Source organism: Parasphingopyxis marina (assembly GCF_014237875.1).
Taxonomy (GTDB): domain Bacteria; phylum Pseudomonadota; class Alphaproteobacteria; order Sphingomonadales; family Sphingomonadaceae; genus Parasphingopyxis; species Parasphingopyxis marina.
The window spans coordinates 770,114-784,176 of the sequence record NZ_JACJVJ010000001.1; the positions used below are offsets into that span (position 1 = coordinate 770,114).

14 protein-coding genes are annotated in these 14,063 nt (G+C 63.5%); 10 read left to right on the top strand and 4 right to left on the bottom strand.

Annotated features, from left to right (window positions below):
* The first annotated feature begins 59 nt into the window (after nucleotides 1–59).
* The gene (locus H6P80_RS03810; RefSeq protein ID WP_185799998.1) at nucleotides 60–1,091 is read left to right on the top strand and encodes a hypothetical protein; all 1,032 of its coding nucleotides are present in this window, start codon (nucleotides 60–62) and stop codon (nucleotides 1,089–1,091) included.
* On the opposite strand, the gene H6P80_RS03815 is transcribed toward H6P80_RS03810, so the two are convergent.
* A complete protein-coding gene (locus H6P80_RS03815) occupies nucleotides 1,088–2,248 on the bottom strand; it encodes an acyl-CoA dehydrogenase family protein (RefSeq protein WP_185799999.1) in 1,161 nt (386 codons plus the stop codon). The genes H6P80_RS03810 and H6P80_RS03815 overlap by 4 nt on opposite strands.
* Nucleotides 2,249–2,380: 132 nt before the next feature.
* Between H6P80_RS03815 and H6P80_RS03820 the strand changes: the two genes are divergently transcribed.
* Entirely contained in the window at nucleotides 2,381–2,839 is a 459-nt protein-coding gene (locus H6P80_RS03820) for a MaoC family dehydratase (RefSeq protein WP_185800000.1), read from the top strand.
* On the opposite strand, the gene H6P80_RS03825 is transcribed toward H6P80_RS03820, so the two are convergent.
* Entirely contained in the window at nucleotides 2,836–3,297 is a 462-nt protein-coding gene (locus H6P80_RS03825; RefSeq protein WP_185800001.1) for a hypothetical protein, read from the bottom strand. The genes H6P80_RS03820 and H6P80_RS03825 overlap by 4 nt on opposite strands.
* A 117-nt stretch (nucleotides 3,298–3,414) precedes the next feature.
* Here H6P80_RS03825 and H6P80_RS03830 point away from each other — a divergent pair, with 117 nt between their 5' ends.
* The 3 genes from H6P80_RS03830 to H6P80_RS03840 all read left to right on the top strand — a co-directional run bounded on the left by H6P80_RS03830 (nucleotide 3,415) and on the right by H6P80_RS03840 (nucleotide 6,940).
* Nucleotides 3,415–3,795, top strand: a complete 381-nt coding sequence (locus H6P80_RS03830) for a histidine triad nucleotide-binding protein (protein WP_185800002.1) — start codon at nucleotides 3,415–3,417, stop codon at nucleotides 3,793–3,795.
* 42 nt (nucleotides 3,796–3,837) lie between these two features.
* Nucleotides 3,838–5,265, top strand: coding sequence for a sodium-dependent transporter (locus tag H6P80_RS03835; protein ID WP_185800003.1), 1,428 nt, complete (start codon nucleotides 3,838–3,840; stop codon nucleotides 5,263–5,265).
* Between the two features lie 109 nt (nucleotides 5,266–5,374).
* Entirely contained in the window at nucleotides 5,375–6,940 is a 1,566-nt protein-coding gene (locus H6P80_RS03840; RefSeq protein ID WP_185800004.1) for an amino acid permease, read from the top strand.
* A 3-nt stretch (nucleotides 6,941–6,943) separates the two neighbouring features.
* Here the strand turns inward: H6P80_RS03840 and H6P80_RS03845 are convergent, their stop codons facing one another.
* Nucleotides 6,944–7,942, bottom strand: a complete 999-nt coding sequence (locus H6P80_RS03845; RefSeq protein WP_185800005.1) for an adenosine kinase — start codon at nucleotides 7,940–7,942, stop codon at nucleotides 6,944–6,946.
* A gap of 115 nt (nucleotides 7,943–8,057) precedes the next feature.
* On the opposite strand from H6P80_RS03845, the gene H6P80_RS03850 reads away from it, so the two are divergent.
* Both H6P80_RS03850 and H6P80_RS03855 read left to right on the top strand, forming a co-directional pair.
* Complete coding sequence (locus tag H6P80_RS03850) at nucleotides 8,058–8,801, top strand: EI24 domain-containing protein (RefSeq protein WP_235973702.1); 744 nt, start codon at nucleotides 8,058–8,060, stop codon at nucleotides 8,799–8,801.
* On the top strand, nucleotides 8,791–9,141 hold the full coding sequence (locus tag H6P80_RS03855; protein WP_185800006.1) for a hypothetical protein: 351 nt from the start codon (nucleotides 8,791–8,793) through the stop codon (nucleotides 9,139–9,141). The genes H6P80_RS03850 and H6P80_RS03855 overlap by 11 nt, the downstream gene beginning before the upstream one ends.
* Nucleotides 9,142–9,167: 26 nt before the next feature.
* Here the strand turns inward: H6P80_RS03855 and queG are convergent, their stop codons facing one another.
* Nucleotides 9,168–10,220, bottom strand: coding sequence for a tRNA epoxyqueuosine(34) reductase QueG (queG, locus tag H6P80_RS03860; RefSeq protein ID WP_185800007.1), 1,053 nt, complete (start codon nucleotides 10,218–10,220; stop codon nucleotides 9,168–9,170).
* Nucleotides 10,221–10,278: 58 nt separating this feature from the next.
* Between queG and H6P80_RS03865 the strand changes: the two genes are divergently transcribed.
* The 3 genes from H6P80_RS03865 (at nucleotide 10,279) to H6P80_RS03875 (ending at nucleotide 14,025) form a co-directional block, all read left to right on the top strand.
* The gene (locus H6P80_RS03865; RefSeq protein WP_185800008.1) at nucleotides 10,279–11,223 is read left to right on the top strand and encodes an ABC transporter ATP-binding protein; all 945 of its coding nucleotides are present in this window, start codon (nucleotides 10,279–10,281) and stop codon (nucleotides 11,221–11,223) included.
* On the top strand, nucleotides 11,220–12,455 hold the full coding sequence (locus H6P80_RS03870; RefSeq protein WP_185800009.1) for an ABC transporter permease: 1,236 nt from the start codon (nucleotides 11,220–11,222) through the stop codon (nucleotides 12,453–12,455). The genes H6P80_RS03865 and H6P80_RS03870 overlap by 4 nt, the downstream gene beginning before the upstream one ends.
* A 214-nt stretch (nucleotides 12,456–12,669) precedes the next feature.
* The gene (locus tag H6P80_RS03875) at nucleotides 12,670–14,025 is read left to right on the top strand and encodes a cytochrome P450 (protein ID WP_185800010.1); all 1,356 of its coding nucleotides are present in this window, start codon (nucleotides 12,670–12,672) and stop codon (nucleotides 14,023–14,025) included.
* Nucleotides 14,026–14,063: the final 38 nt, after the last annotated feature.

The window sequence follows — 14,063 nt, forward strand, 5'->3', positions numbered from 1 at the left end:
TGGATGATATCTTTCCGCGTTAAACGACGGCAGGGATGCCGGATCAGTATGGGCGGATAATGCAAGTGTTACAACGGGTTCTGGCTTGGGCGGCGCGCCTGCTCCTGTTCTGCATGCTGGGCATTTCCGCATCCGCAGGCGCGCAGGAGTTGCTGCAGAACCGGTCCTTCGAAAGCCCCGTGGCGCCGGCCAACGGCAATAATTTCTACGTCACCATTCCCAACTGGACCGTGACTTCCGCGACCGGCAATCCGCAGCCTGCAAATATCGTGCGCCCATGGGCTGGCTATGCCGGCAACCCGATCGTCACGCCCACCGGCGGCGGGGTCCAGTATTTCGACGTAAACAGTTCGGCCGGGACGCTGCGCCAGACGATAACCCTGCCGGCGGCCGGACTTGTCGATTTCAGCGCCTGGTTTTCCGTACGCGACGATCAGCAGGCGCTGAGCGGCTTGACCGTCAATATCCGCAATGCGGGCAATGTCGTCGTGGCGAGCGTCAGCACGAGCTTTACCGCGGCCAATCCCATCGGCCTCTGGAAACAGGCGGCTGCGACCAACATCCCGCTCGCCGCCGGCAGCTATACCTTCGAGATCGTCCTGCCCGATCCCGCCAATGTCGATCTTGCAAGCTTCGTCTGGAAGCCGCCCTTGTCGATAACCAAGACCAGCAGCGCCTATTCCGATCCGATACGCGGAACCACCAATCCGCTGCGGATTCCCGGCGGGGTCACCGAATATCTGATCACCGTCACCAGTCCCGCAGCTTATACGGTGAGCAACAACACAATCGCGATCGTCGATGCGACGCCCCCCAACGCCGATCTTTCGGTCGTAAGTATCGGCGGCGCCGGCCCGGCGGTCTTCGTCCAGGGCAGCCCGTCTTCGACGCTCGCCTATACCTATACGAGCCTTGCTAGCACGACCGACGATATCCAGTTTTCGAACAATGGCGGCGCAAGCTGGACCTATACGCCGGTTCCTAACGCCAATGGCGTCGATCCGGCCGTCACCCATGTCCGCCTGCGTCCCCGGGGGACGATGGCCGCGGGTTCGTCATTCCGCTTCCGGCTGCGATACCGGGTGCGCTAGGCACGCTGGTTGAAACGCCGCCCCACCAGCGCGGCGACGATGTTGGTTTTCTGGACGTCGGTGGTGCCGCCAGCGATGCCCCAGGCGAAGCCGTCGCGGACGCGCTGTTCCATGCGATATTCCTTCGAATAGCCATAGCCGCCCATGATCTGCATGCCGTGCGCTGTCACCTCCCGGACGATCTCGTTGGCGAAGCACTTGGCGATGCTGCTCTCATAGATGCTGGGCAGGTCCTGCGAGGCGTTGACCGCCGCGCGGTGAATGAGGAGACGGGCAGCCTCGACCTTCATCGCCATCTCGGCGAGCTTTATCTGCACCGCCTGGAAGTCGACGATCGGCTTGCCGAATTGGCGGCGCTGCTGGGTATATTCGCTCGCCTCTTCTAGCGCGGCGGCCGCGAGCGCCAGCGACATCGCCGCATTGCCACAGCGTTCTAGGCTAAAGGCGCTCATCAGTTTCGCAAAGCCGCCCGCGGGCACGACCATATTGCCGGCCGGCACGCGAACATCGTCGAGGAAAATATCGGCCGAGGGCACGCCGCGAAAGCCCATCAGCTCCTCGGGCCGGCCAAAGGAGAGCCCCGCGCGATCCTTTTCGACGAGCACCGCGCCGATACCCCTGGCGCCGGGTTCGTCGGACATCCGGCAATAGACGATATAGACATCCGAATGGCCCGCGCCGGAACACCAGCGCTTTTGGCCATTCAGCACGATCTCCTCGCCCTCGATCTTGCCGGTGGTGGTGAGATCGGTGAGCGCCGTGCCCGCTTCGGGTTCGGACATGGAGACGGCGACGACGGTTTCGCCTTTCACGACCTGCGGGATGATCCGAGCCTTCAATTCCTCCGAGGCGAAATGCTGGATGGTGCGGACGGGGCCGGTCAGCGCTTCGAAGATCGGGAAGGCCACAGCTACCGAGACTTGCGCGAATTCTTCCAGCACGAGCAGCGCTTCGAGATGGCCTAGGCCGAGTCCGCCATATTCGGCCGGCAGGTTGACGCCGAGAAAGCCCATCTCGCCATAGCGGCGGCGCATTTCCAGCGGCACGGGAAGATTCGTCTCTTCCAGTTCGCGTGCCAGATCCATGGTTTCGGCGCGCGCGAATTTGCGCGCGGCGTCCTTCAGTTCGGCCTGTTCGGGTGTGAGCTGGAAATCCATCGCGGCGATCCTCCGGTCCGTTTTGCGCAAACTCTATGCGAGCGCAGCGGGCGCGCAAGGGCGAGCGCGATTTTCCTTGGCCTCCGGTGCTGCTAGGGGAGGGACAAGCAACGACGATGCGGGAGCAGGACGATGGCGGGTAAATGGTTCGACGAGCTGGAAGTGGGGCAGACCTTCGATCACCCGATCCGGCGCACGATCACCGAGACCGACAATATTCTCTTCACGACGATGACCCACAACCCGGCCCAGCTGCATCTCGACGAGGAATATTGCAAGACCGAGACCGAATTCGGTACGCGGATCGTCAACAGCTGCTTCACGCTTTCTCTGATGGTCGGCATCTCGGTGAACGAGACGACCCTGGGCACCGCGGTCGCCAATCTCGGATGGGACGAGGTGCGCTTTCCGAAGCCGCTCTTTCCCGGCGATACGGTACGGATCGAGACCGAGGTTCTGGCGCTGCGGGAATCGAAATCGCGCCCTGACCAGGGCATCGTCACCTTCGAGCACCGCGCCTTCAACCAGCATGGCGATCTCGTCGCCAGCTGCAAGCGGTCCGGGCTGCAGAAGAAGAAGCCCGCGGGCTAGTCGAGCAGCTGCATCGTTCCCCGCTGGGCATTGATCAGGATACGCATGTCCCGCGGTCGTTGTCCGTCACCGTCGAAATCGGGCAGGCTTGTCGGGACGGTCAGTATCAGTCCGCGCGCCGCTTCATAATGTGAGCGGATATTGTCGACATCGGCCGAAGCCAAACCCCAGACGACGCGGCAGATGGTGCCGGGCGGGCCGTCCGTTCCGTCGCCATCGGGCATCATGATCACGAAACCCGCCGATGCGGCGGCCGGCTCTTCGCTATCGATGCGGAGGACGCGGACTGCGCCATTGTAGAATGTGCGGATGCCGCCGCCATCATCGGTCACCCAGATATTTTCGATCGAGGCATACCATTGGCCCTCGCAGGGCGTCAGGTCTCGCGTCTGGGCGGAAAGGGCGCCGGGCGTGGCGCACAGGGCTGCGGCAAGGCACGAGCGGGCAAGGGTCTTCATCGAACATCCCCCTAGGATCGTTTTTCTGCGCCCGTATACCTTATCTGGCTTTTCCCAAATGGCCATGACGTGAACGGCGCGATAGACTGCGGGAAAGCGAGCAAGAGAGGAACGGCCATGGCGATCGACCCGACACAGCCCTATGACCCCGACAATATCTTCGGCAGGATCCTGCGCGGCGAGATCCCGAACGAAACGGTGTATGAGGACGAGCATATCCTTGCCTTCAAGGACATCAACCCGCAGGCGCCGATCCATGTCCTCGTCATTCCCAAGGGCGAATATGTGAGCTGGGACGATTTTTCCGAAAGGGCGTCCGATGCGGAGATCGGCCACTTTGTGCGGAAAGTCGGTGAAATCGCCCGCGATCTCGGCCTTGTCGAACCCGGCTACCGCCTGCTCGCCAATATCGGCAAGCATGGTCATCAGGAGGTGCCGCACCTCCATGTCCATATCTTCGGCGGCGGTCCGCTGGGCCCTATGCTTGCGCGTAGCTAGGCGCTAGTCTCCCACGCAACATAGTTTCTTGGGAGGGAAGAAATGGCCGGACCGACGCATGTAACGACCGAGGGCTGGTCGTCGCGATGGGCTTTCATCCTCGCGGCGATCGGTGCGGCTGTCGGGCTGGGCAATGTCTGGCGCTTTCCCACTTTGGCGGGCGAGAATGGCGGGGGCGCCTTCGTGCTCTTCTATATCGGTTGCGTCGTCCTGATCGGCCTGCCTCTGATCCTTTCGGAAATCATCATCGGCCGCGCAGGGCGCAGCGATGCCGTGGGCAGCGTCCGCAATGTGGCCGAACAATCCGGGGTGTCGCGCGGCTGGACGACGTTCGGCTGGATGGAGATCATCTCGGCCTTCCTCATCCTTTCCTTCTACAGCGTCGTCGCCGGCTGGGTGATTTATTATGCCGGCGTCATGGGCGGAGATTTCTTCGGCAATCTTTTCTCCGGCGCGCCCTTTGCCGGGGCCCTGCAGGGTGAGGAGGCCGAAGCGATCCAGGGGCGGATGACCAGCCTGTTCGGCAACATCCCACTGCTGCTGGCGATGCACACCGTATTCATGGGCGTGACCTACGCGATCGTTGCCCGCGGCGTGCATGACGGGATCGAAAAGGCGGCGCTTTATTTGATGCCAGCCTTTTTCGTGCTGCTGATCGCGATCACTATCTACGGCGCATTTGTCGGCAATTTCGGCCAGGCGGTGGCCTTCATGTTCACGCCGGACTTCTCCAAGCTGGACGCTCCCGCGATGAACGCGGCGCTCGGCCAGGCGCTGTTCTCGATGAGCCTGGGTTCGGCGGCGCTCATAACCTATGGCGCCTATGTCTCCAAGGACACCAAGCTGCCGCCGACCGCCGCGATGATCGCCGTTGCCGATACCGGGGTGGCGATCATCGCCGGGCTCATGATCTTCCCGATCGTCTTCGCTGTGGGCCTCGATCCCGCAGCCGGGCCGACTCTCGTCTTCCAGTCGCTGCCGGTCGCCTTCCAGCAGATGCCGGGTGGATCGCTAATCGGCTTCCTGTTCTTCGTGCTCATCTTCTTCGCGGCGCTGACGAGTTCGATTTCGCTGCTCGAGGGGCCGGTTTCCTGGGGCATCAACGAACTGGGCTGGTCGCGGTTCAAATCGGCGACCATCTTCAGCCTCGCAATCTTCATCGTCGGTATCGCCTGTCTGCTCTCGCTCAATGTGTGGAGCGACGTCCGCCTACTGCCCTTCTGGTCGATCTTCGCAGAATCCAGCATTTTCGACGTGATCGACGGCTTTACCGGCAAGGTGATGCTGCCGGTGGCCGCATTCCTGACCGCGATCTTCATCGGTTGGCGCGCCGACAAGAAGCTGGTCGCGGCCGAAACCGGGCTCGAAGGCGGCCTGTTCGCATTGTGGCGTTTCCTCGTCGCCTGGCTGGCACCGATCGGCGTCGCGGTGATCCTCGTCTTCGGGCTGTTTCCTGGCCTGCTCGCCTAGCGCGGGGCAAGCGATTTCCGATTGCGCGGCGCCGGAAAGGGGATAAACCTTCGCATCCGGAGCCGTTCGGCCATGGGGGCCGGTTGACGCGCCCCCGGGACACAATCTCATGATATTCGGCCGGATCAAACCGCTCGACGCCATCCTCGCGACCGCCGAGAAGAAATCGCTCCACCGGACCCTGGGCCCGATCCAACTGATGCTATTCGGCATCGGCTGCATTATCGGCACCGGAATCTTCGTGTTGACCGCGGCCGGTGCGCAAAAGGCGGGTCCGGGGCTGATGCTCGCCTTCGCCATTGCCGGGCTGGTCTGCATCGTCGCGGCGCTCTGCTACGCCGAAATCGCCGCGATGATCCCGGTTGCCGGATCCGCCTATACCTATAGCTATGCGACGATGGGCGAGTTCCTCGCCTGGACGGTCGGCTGGGCGCTGGTGCTCGAATATGCGATCGCCGCAAGCGCCGTCTCGGTCGGCTGGTCGGGCTATTTCACCGGTACGATATTGGGCGAATTCTTCGGATTGCATTTGCCGGCCTGGCTCAGCGCCGGGCCGGTCGCGCTCGGCGGCGCGCCGGGCGGTTTCATCAACCTGCCTGCGCTCGTCATCGCATTGCTCGTGACCTGGCTGCTGATGATCGGCACCAGCGAGAGCGCCAAGGTCAATGCGGTCTTGGTCGCGATCAAGGTCAGCGCGTTGACCGCCTTTATCGTGCTGACCTTGCCGCAGGTCGAAATGGAGCGCTTCAACCCGTTCCTTCCCGCGGGCGTGTTCGGCGGCTTCGGCACCGGCGTCGGCGCGGTCGGCGCGGCGGCGACGATCTTCTTCGCCTATGTCGGCTTCGATGCGGTATCGACCGCGGCGGAGGAAACCAAGAACCCCCAGCGCAACGTGCCGATCGGGCTGGTCGGGTCGCTGCTCTTCTGCACCGTTTTCTACATCCTCGTCGCGGCAGGCGCGATCGGCACGATCGGCGGCCAGCCGATCATGGGGCCGGGCGGGGTCCCCTTCCCAGCGGGTTCGGAGGAACTCGCCCGCCAGTGCGCGCTACCGCAATATGCCGAAGCGCTCGTCTGTTCGAACGAAGCACTGGCCCATGTGCTGCGGCAGATCGGCTTTTCGGGAATCGGGAACCTGCTCGGCATCGCCGCCTTCGTCGCGCTGCCTTCGGTTATCCTCGTGCTGCTGTTCGCCCAGACGCGCATCTTCTTCGTGATGGCGCGCGACGGACTGCTGCCCGAGGGGCTGTCCAAGGTCCATCCGAAATGGCGCACGCCCTATGTGGTGACCGCGATCACCGGGGTTGCCGTTGCGATCGGCGCGGCCTTCTTCCCCGTCGGCCAGCTTGCGGATATCGCCAATGCCGGAACCCTCTACGCCTTCGCGATGGTGGCGGCTTCGGTGATGCTGCTGCGGCGCACCGATCCGTCGCGCGCTCGGCCGTTCCGCGTGCCGGTGCTGTGGCTGATCGGGCCGCTGGCCATCGGCGGCTGCCTCTTCCTGTTCCTGAACCTGCCCACGCCGGCGATGCTGATGGTGCCGATCTGGACCGGTATCGGGATCCTTATCTACGGCTTTTACGGCTATCGGAAGAGCCATCTCGGCCTTGGCAGGGTCGAGGTTCACGAGGTCGAGATTGAGGATATCGAGCCGCCGATCCCGGCGACCGAATAGCGGCTAGCCGAGCCGCGCGTCGATCGACTGGCGGAGGCCGCTTTCGGGCCGCGGGCCGACATGCTGGATCACCTCGGCCGCGCACATCGCACCCATCGTCAGGCTGTCGGCGATCGACCGGCCCTCGGCCTGGCCTTTGAGGAATCCGGCTGCGAACTGGTCGCCCGCGCCGGTCGCATCTACGACGCGGTCGATCGGCTCGGCGGCAACCTTGTAGGTTTCCCCGTCCTTCACCGCGATCGCGCCCTTTTCGCTGCGGGTGACGACCAGCAGCGGGGTCTTGGCGGCGGTCCTGGCGACGGCCTCGTCGAAATCTTCGGTTTCCTGCAGCGATTTGATCTCGTCTTCATTGGCGAAGAGGATGTCTATCCGGCCGTTTTCGAGCAATTCGAGGAAGCCGTCACGATGCCGGTCGACGCAGAAGGTGTCGGACAGGGTAAAGGCGACGCGGCGGCCGGCTGACTTGGCGAGATCGATCGCCTTGTCCATCGCCGCGCGCGGCTCTTCGGGATCCCAGAGATAGCCTTCGAGATAGAGGATCGCGGACTTTTCGATTAGTTCGTGGTCGAGCGCGGTGGCGGGCAGGAATTGAGAGGCTCCGAGAAAGGTGTTCATCGTCCGCTCGCCGTCGGGCGTGACGAGAATCAGGCAGCGCGCCGTCGCCGGCTCGCCCTCGCGCGCCGGCGTGGTGTATTCGACGCCGAGCGTCTTGATGTCATGCTCGAACACATGGCCGAGCTGATCCTTCGCGACCTGGCCGATAAAGCCGGTCTTGCCGCCCAGCGCCGCGATGCCCGCGATCGTGTTCGCCGCAGATCCGCCGCTGGTTTCCACCGCCTGGCCCATCTTCGCATAGAGCGCTTCGGCTTCTTCGGTCGAAAAGAGGAGCTGCATCGATCCCTTGGTGAGCCCTTCGGTCGCGATAAAGGCATCGTCGGCCTGGGCGATCACGTCGACGATGGCATTGCCGATGGCGACGATATCGAGCGTAGGATCGGACATGGAAACTCCTCAGAATTTTCGGGAAGGGGAATGGCGCGGACGTAGCGGGCGCGGGGAGGTGGTGCAAGCCTGGCTGTGATGTCTGGTTCCCTTCGCCATGCGGCGCCATCGGGTCATGGGCGATTATGTTGACGGCGGCGCTCGCCCGCCACATCACTGCTTGATGTTCCGCGCGCTGCTGCTCTCGATCCGCCAGCTTGGCGATCCCGCCTTCCAGAAGGTGCTGCTCAAGTCACTGGGGCTAACCCTGCTCGCCTTCGTCGTGATCGGGGCGGTGCTCGCCGCGCTCGTCATGGGGCTGTTCTATTGGTTCGGCTGGCTGGACATGGACGGCGGCGACGCGTTGACCGCGGTTGCGCTGACCGTCTTTTTCGTTCTGCTCACGATCATCGTTCTGTTTCGCGCAGTCGCCATCGCGGTAATCGGCTTGTTCGCCGACGACATCGTCGATGCGGTCGAGCACGAACATTATCCCGACAAGGCGGCCGCCGCGCTAACCTCTCCCTTTCGCGAACAGGTGTCGGTCGGCCTCGCCTCGATCGGCCGGGCGGTTGGCTGGAACCTGCTGGCGCTGCCTATTTATCTCCTGCTGTTCCTGACCGGGATCGGCACGGTCATCGCCGTCTATCTGGTCAATGCGCTGCTGCTGGGGCGCGATCTCGGCGACATGATCGCCGTCCGCCACGTGCCGAAAGCCGATCGACGCGACTGGATGCGCGCAACGCGCGGCAAACGGATGCGCGCAGGGCTTGTCGGGACCGGGCTTTTCGTGATTCCCTTCGTCAATCTTCTCGCGCCGATCCTGAGCGCGGCAATGGCGGCGCATCTGCTGCATGGGGGACCCAAAAATGCTGCGTAAGGGATTAACGCTTGGCGCTCTGGTAGGTTTGGCGGGCTGTGCCAGCGCGCCGACGCCGACGCCGACCACGGTGTCGCGGCCGATGAGCGTCGAAGGCCTCGAGCGGGTGATGGGCCGCAACGCCGATCAATTGACCCGGCTGTTCGGCGAGCCCGTTCAGGATTTCCGCGAAGACAATGCCCGCAAGCTGCAATTCGCCAGCAGCCGCTGCGTGCTCGACCTCTATCTCTATCCGCAGGGATCGGGTCGCGACTATATCGTCACCTATGTCGATGCGCGCAACGTGGCGGGCGAGGATGTCGACCGGGCAAGCTGCGTCGAGGCGCTGTCGCGCAGATAGTTCGTCACCCGACTCTCCGAATGGAATCAGGCGACCGCGGTTAGCCGTTCTGCCGCCCATTGCGCTGCTTCACGGACGACAGCGTCGGGATCGTCCAGCAGGCGCCGCACCGGTTCGACCAATGCCGTCTCGCCGCTATTGCCTGCCGCGATCAGGCAGTTGCGCACCATCCGGTCCCGCCCGATCCGCTTGATCGGCGAGCCGGAGAATATCTCCCGAAACTTGGCGTCGTCGAGCGCGAGCAGGTCGGCGAGTTTGGGAGCGGCGAGTTCGGCGCGGGGCAGGAAAGCTTGGTTGGCCTGGGCCTGCTCGGCGAACTTGTTCCACGGGCAGATGGCGAGGCAATCATCGCAGCCATAGATACGGTTGCCCATCGCTTTGCGGAACTCGGGCGGGATCGGGCCTTTATGCTCGATGGTGAGATAGGAGATGCAGCGCCGCGCATCGAGGCGATAGGGTGCCGGAAAGGCCTCGGTCGGGCAGATTGTCTGGCAGGCGGTGCAACTGCCGCAACTGTCGGTGCCTGCGGTGTCGGGTTCGAGGTCGAGCGTCGTGTAGATCGCGCCGAGGAACAGCCAGTTTCCGTTTTCGCGGCTCAGGAGATTGGTGTGTTTGCCCTGCCAGCCGATGCCCGCGGCCTCGGCCAGCGGCTTTTCCATGACGGGGGCGGTGTCGACGAACACTTTGACATCGCCCTTTTCGTCCGCCGCATCGACCAGCCAGCGCGCCAGCCGCTTCAGCGCCTTTTTGACGATATCGTGATAATCCTTGCCCTGGGCATAGACCGAGATGCGGCCAATCGCCGCCCGGTCTTCCAGCAGCAGGGGATCTTCCTTCGGCGCATAGCTCATGCCGAGCATGATCACCGATCGCACCTCGGGCCACAGCGCCTTTGGGCTTTCGCGGTGATGGGCCCGGCTCTCCATCCAAAGCATCTCGCCATGCGCGCCCTCCGCCAGCCAATGCTTCAGGCGCGCGCCGGCCCGGGGGGCGGCATCGGCCTGCGCGATGCCGCAGGCGGCGAAGCCTTCGGCTCTGGCCTGCGCCTTGAGGCGCGGCGCGAGGGCGGATGCAGTCATCGTCCTTCCTCTACTTTGTTGGTAGCCTCTTAACCATGGGGCGGCTAAGTCCCGGGCCATGGCTGACCAATGGGCTCTTGTCGCGACCGAACTCGTCAAGAATTTCGGATCGAAATGCGCTGTCGACGGCGTCGATATTCGTGTGCCCACGGGCTGTATCTATGGCGTCTTGGGCCCCAATGGTGCCGGCAAGACGACGACGCTGCGCATGCTTTTGGGAATTATCGATCCCGATTCCGGGCATCGCGAACTGCTCGGTACGACCCGACCCCGCAGTGTGAGCCACCGGATCGGCTATTTGCCCGAAGAGCGCGGCCTCTATTCGAACATGAAGGCGCGCGAGGCGATCGCCTTCATGGGCGCTTTGCGCGGCCTGCCCTGGGCCGAAGGCCGCAAGCGGGCCGAGATATTGCTGGAAAATGCCGGGCTCGGCTTTGCGACCCATGACAAGATCAAGAAGCTTTCCAAGGGCATGTCGCAATTCGTCCAACTGTTGGGCTCGATCGTCCACCAGCCCGAATTCATCGTTCTCGACGAACCTTTTTCCGGGCTGGACCCCGTCAACCAGGGGCGGCTCGAAAAGCTGATTCTTGGCGAACGGGATCGCGGCGCCACGGTGCTTTTCTCGACCCATATCATGGCGCATGCCGAACGCCTTTGCGACCGGCTGGCGATCATCGCCGGCGGCAAGCTGCGCTATGAGGGCAGCGTCGACGAAGCGCGCGCGACCTTGCCGATGCAGGCCCATTATACGCCGCGCGACAACGACCCGGCGCTCGCCGCGTTGCTGCCGGCGGATGCGGTGCGCGAAAATGGTAGCTGGCGTTTTCCCGTGCCCGAAAGCGGGATGGAGGCGATGCTCGGCACCTTGCTGGAAAGCGGCCACGGCATTGCCGGCCTTTCCATCGAACGGCCGAGCCTGCACGAGGTTTTCGTCGCGCTGGTTGGTGAGAAAGCCGTCGAGGAGATGGAAGCCGATGCCGGTGAGGAGATCGCCGCATGACGCGCTATCTTCGCCAGGCCGTGGTCATCGCGCGACGCGATTTCCTTGCGACCGTAGGCACGCCCGCCTTTATCATGTTCCTGCTCGCGCCGCTCTTCATGCTGGTTTTCGCAACCGTCGGCGGATCGGGCGCGCGGATGATTGCCGATAGCGGTAACCAGTCGCGGCGGCTCGTCGTCATCGCCGATGCCGGCTATGCGGAACGGATCACGGCGGCCGATCGCCGGATCCGGGGCGCTTTCCCGGTCGGTGTTGCGCCGCCGCGGCTCGATATCCGGGCACCGGAAGGTGATGTCGCAGTCCAGGCGCGGGCGGTATTTTCGGAATCGACGGTCGACGCCTCGGCCGTGATGTTCGGTGGGCCGCATGCGCCGCAGATCCAGTTTGCGTCAGGCGGGCGGACAGGCTCCCGCTATCTGCTGATCCTTGCCGAAGCCGCGGCACGCGCCGCCGATAGCGGCCTGGAACCGGGTGCAACGCTCGTTTCGATCCAGCCCCAACCCATAGAGCGGACGCACGCCACCATAGGCGGGCGGCAATCGCTCGGGTTCACGGCGCTTTTCGTCCTCTTCCTGCTCACCTTGTTGCTGGCGGGACAGACCGTAAGCGTGCTTGCGGAGGAGAAGGGCAACAAGGTGATCGAGATCCTCGCCGCCGCCGTTCCGCTCGAAGCGGTCTTTCTCGGCAAGCTGATCGGCCTGTTCGGGGTCGCGCTGACCTTCATCGCCTTTTGGGGCACGATTGCCATGTTCGGCTTTGCGCAGCTGCCGGCCGATGCCGGAGCGGCGAGTGCGCTACGGCCGGCCATCGGCCTCGGGACGTTCCTTGGGCTTGCCGTCGTCTATTTCGCGATGGGCTATCTGCTGCTCGGCGCCGTGTTCCTCGCGGTCGGCGCGCAGGCCAATTCGATGCGCGAGATCCAGATGCTATCGCTGCCGATCACCTTCTTCCAGATGGGCATGTTCGGCCTCGCCTCGGCGGCGGCCGCGCGGCCCGGATCGACCCTGGCGCTGGTCGCCGAGCTCTTCCCGTTCAGTTCGCCCTTCGCGATGGCTGCGCGCGGCGCGTCCGACCCCGCCATTTGGCCGCACGCTGCCGCGATTGCCTGGCAGTTGCTCTGGGTGGCCATCGTCATCACTGTCGGCGCGCGCTGGTTTCGCAAGGGGGTGCTGAAATCCGGCCCCTCCTTCTTTCGCCGGCTCGGTGCGGCGCTGCGCGGGAAGCCCGCCTGATTACTCCGTATCGGAGCGGATATTGAACCGCCGATAGCGCCGTCTTGGTCGTTATTACCGCTATTCTTCGGGAATCTCCGTTGGGCGAGAGCCGATTCTATTGACAATCATGTCAATTATGTCAGTCTCGATTTGCTACTCATAGGGTCGTGCGCGAGCAGATTCGACGCATGCCGAGACCGGACAACCGGCGGGTGGCACAGGAGAGACAGATATGGCGACGCAGCCGCTTGATACAGCCGAGACCGCCGGAGATGAATCGCGCACGCCGGACCAGCAGCTTCGCGACGAATGGGCGAAGGAATTTCGCGACGGGCTGGATCGCTCTTCGCTCGAAAAGCCGCTGGCGACCGCCGACACACCGATCGCGGATATCGACGTTTCCCGGCCTGAACTCTATTCGATGGATCGCTGGCAGCCGGTGTTCGAGAAGTTGCGCCGCGAAGATCCGGTCCATTATTGCAAGGACAGCATCTACGGTCCCTTCTGGTCGCTCACCAGCTACAAGCCGATCATCCATGTCGAGGCGCTGCCGGACATATTTAGCTCCGACTGGCGCAATGGCGGCTTCACGATCCTCGATTCCACCGACGATCCGACGATGGCGCTGCCGATGTTCATCGGCATGGACCGGCCCGAACACACGGCCCAGCGCCGCACCGTCTCGCCGGCCTTCACGCCGAGTGAAATGTTCCGTCTCGACGAGAATGTCCGCCACCGCACGGCCGAACTGCTCGACAGTCTGCCGGTCGGCGAAACCTTCGACTGGGTGAAGGATGTTTCGATCGAACTGACGACGGGCATGCTCGCCATCCTGTTCGGCTTCCCCTGGGAAGACCGGCGCAACCTGACCTACTGGTCGGACTGGATGGGCGACATCGTCGCGGCGCTCGATCCCGAACTGGGGCCCAAGCGCAACAAGATCATGTGGGAAGCGGCGACCTATTTCCAGGCGCTCTGGAAGCAGCGCAAGGAAAGCGATCCCGGCCCCGATCTGCTCTCGATGATGGCGCATTCCGATGCGCTCGGCGACATGGACGAGCGCAATTTCCTCGGCAATATCACGCTGCTGATCGTCGGCGGCAACGATACGACGCGCAACTCGATGTCGGGTGCGGCCTGGTTCATGAACCGGTTCCCCGAAGAGCGCGAGAAACTGATCGCCGACCCGGGCCTGATCAAGAATGCCGTGTCCGAAACCATCCGCCTGCAGACGCCGCTGGCGCATATGCGCCGTACCGCGACCGAGGACACCGAACTGTTCGGCAAGGAGATCAGGAAGGGCGAGAAGCTCGTCCTCTGGTATCTCTCCGCCAACCGTGACGAGAGCGTGTTTGAGGACGCGGACCGCTGGATTGTCGATCGCGACAATGCCCGGCGGCACCTCGCCTTCGGCTATGGCATTCATCGATGCGTCGGTGCCCGGCTTGCCGAGCTCCAGCTCCAGGTCCTGTTCGAGGAACTCGCCGCGCGGCGGCTGATGCCCGAAACCACCGGCGAAACGGAACGGGTGAATTCGAACTTCGTCCATGGCTACAAGTCGATGCCGGTGAAGCTCGTCAAATATTGATATCGATGCGTGGAGCCTGTCGGCGGAATCGCACCGAT

What these genes read in the sequence shown, in the direction of transcription:
- H6P80_RS03815 (WP_185799999.1), bottom strand. Translation starts at nt 2,248, where the DNA reads ATGGATTTCCAGCTCACACCCGAACAGGCCGAACTGAAGGACGCCGCG.
- H6P80_RS03810 (WP_185799998.1), top strand. Translation starts at nt 60, where the DNA reads ATGCAAGTGTTACAACGGGTTCTGGCTTGGGCGGCGCGCCTGCTCCTG.
- H6P80_RS03845 (WP_185800005.1), bottom strand. Translation starts at nt 7,942, where the DNA reads ATGTCCGATCCTACGCTCGATATCGTCGCCATCGGCAATGCCATCGTC.
- H6P80_RS03835 (WP_185800003.1), top strand. Translation starts at nt 3,838, where the DNA reads ATGGCCGGACCGACGCATGTAACGACCGAGGGCTGGTCGTCGCGATGG.
- H6P80_RS03870 (WP_185800009.1), top strand. Translation starts at nt 11,220, where the DNA reads ATGACGCGCTATCTTCGCCAGGCCGTGGTCATCGCGCGACGCGATTTC.
- H6P80_RS03830 (WP_185800002.1), top strand. Translation starts at nt 3,415, where the DNA reads ATGGCGATCGACCCGACACAGCCCTATGACCCCGACAATATCTTCGGC.
- queG (WP_185800007.1), bottom strand. Translation starts at nt 10,220, where the DNA reads ATGACTGCATCCGCCCTCGCGCCGCGCCTCAAGGCGCAGGCCAGAGCC.
- H6P80_RS03825 (WP_185800001.1), bottom strand. Translation starts at nt 3,297, where the DNA reads ATGAAGACCCTTGCCCGCTCGTGCCTTGCCGCAGCCCTGTGCGCCACG.
- H6P80_RS03855 (WP_185800006.1), top strand. Translation starts at nt 8,791, where the DNA reads ATGCTGCGTAAGGGATTAACGCTTGGCGCTCTGGTAGGTTTGGCGGGC.
- H6P80_RS03875 (WP_185800010.1), top strand. Translation starts at nt 12,670, where the DNA reads ATGGCGACGCAGCCGCTTGATACAGCCGAGACCGCCGGAGATGAATCG.
- H6P80_RS03865 (WP_185800008.1), top strand. Translation starts at nt 10,279, where the DNA reads ATGGCTGACCAATGGGCTCTTGTCGCGACCGAACTCGTCAAGAATTTC.
- H6P80_RS03850 (WP_235973702.1), top strand. Translation starts at nt 8,058, where the DNA reads ATGGGCGATTATGTTGACGGCGGCGCTCGCCCGCCACATCACTGCTTG.
- H6P80_RS03840 (WP_185800004.1), top strand. Translation starts at nt 5,375, where the DNA reads ATGATATTCGGCCGGATCAAACCGCTCGACGCCATCCTCGCGACCGCC.
- H6P80_RS03820 (WP_185800000.1), top strand. Translation starts at nt 2,381, where the DNA reads ATGGCGGGTAAATGGTTCGACGAGCTGGAAGTGGGGCAGACCTTCGAT.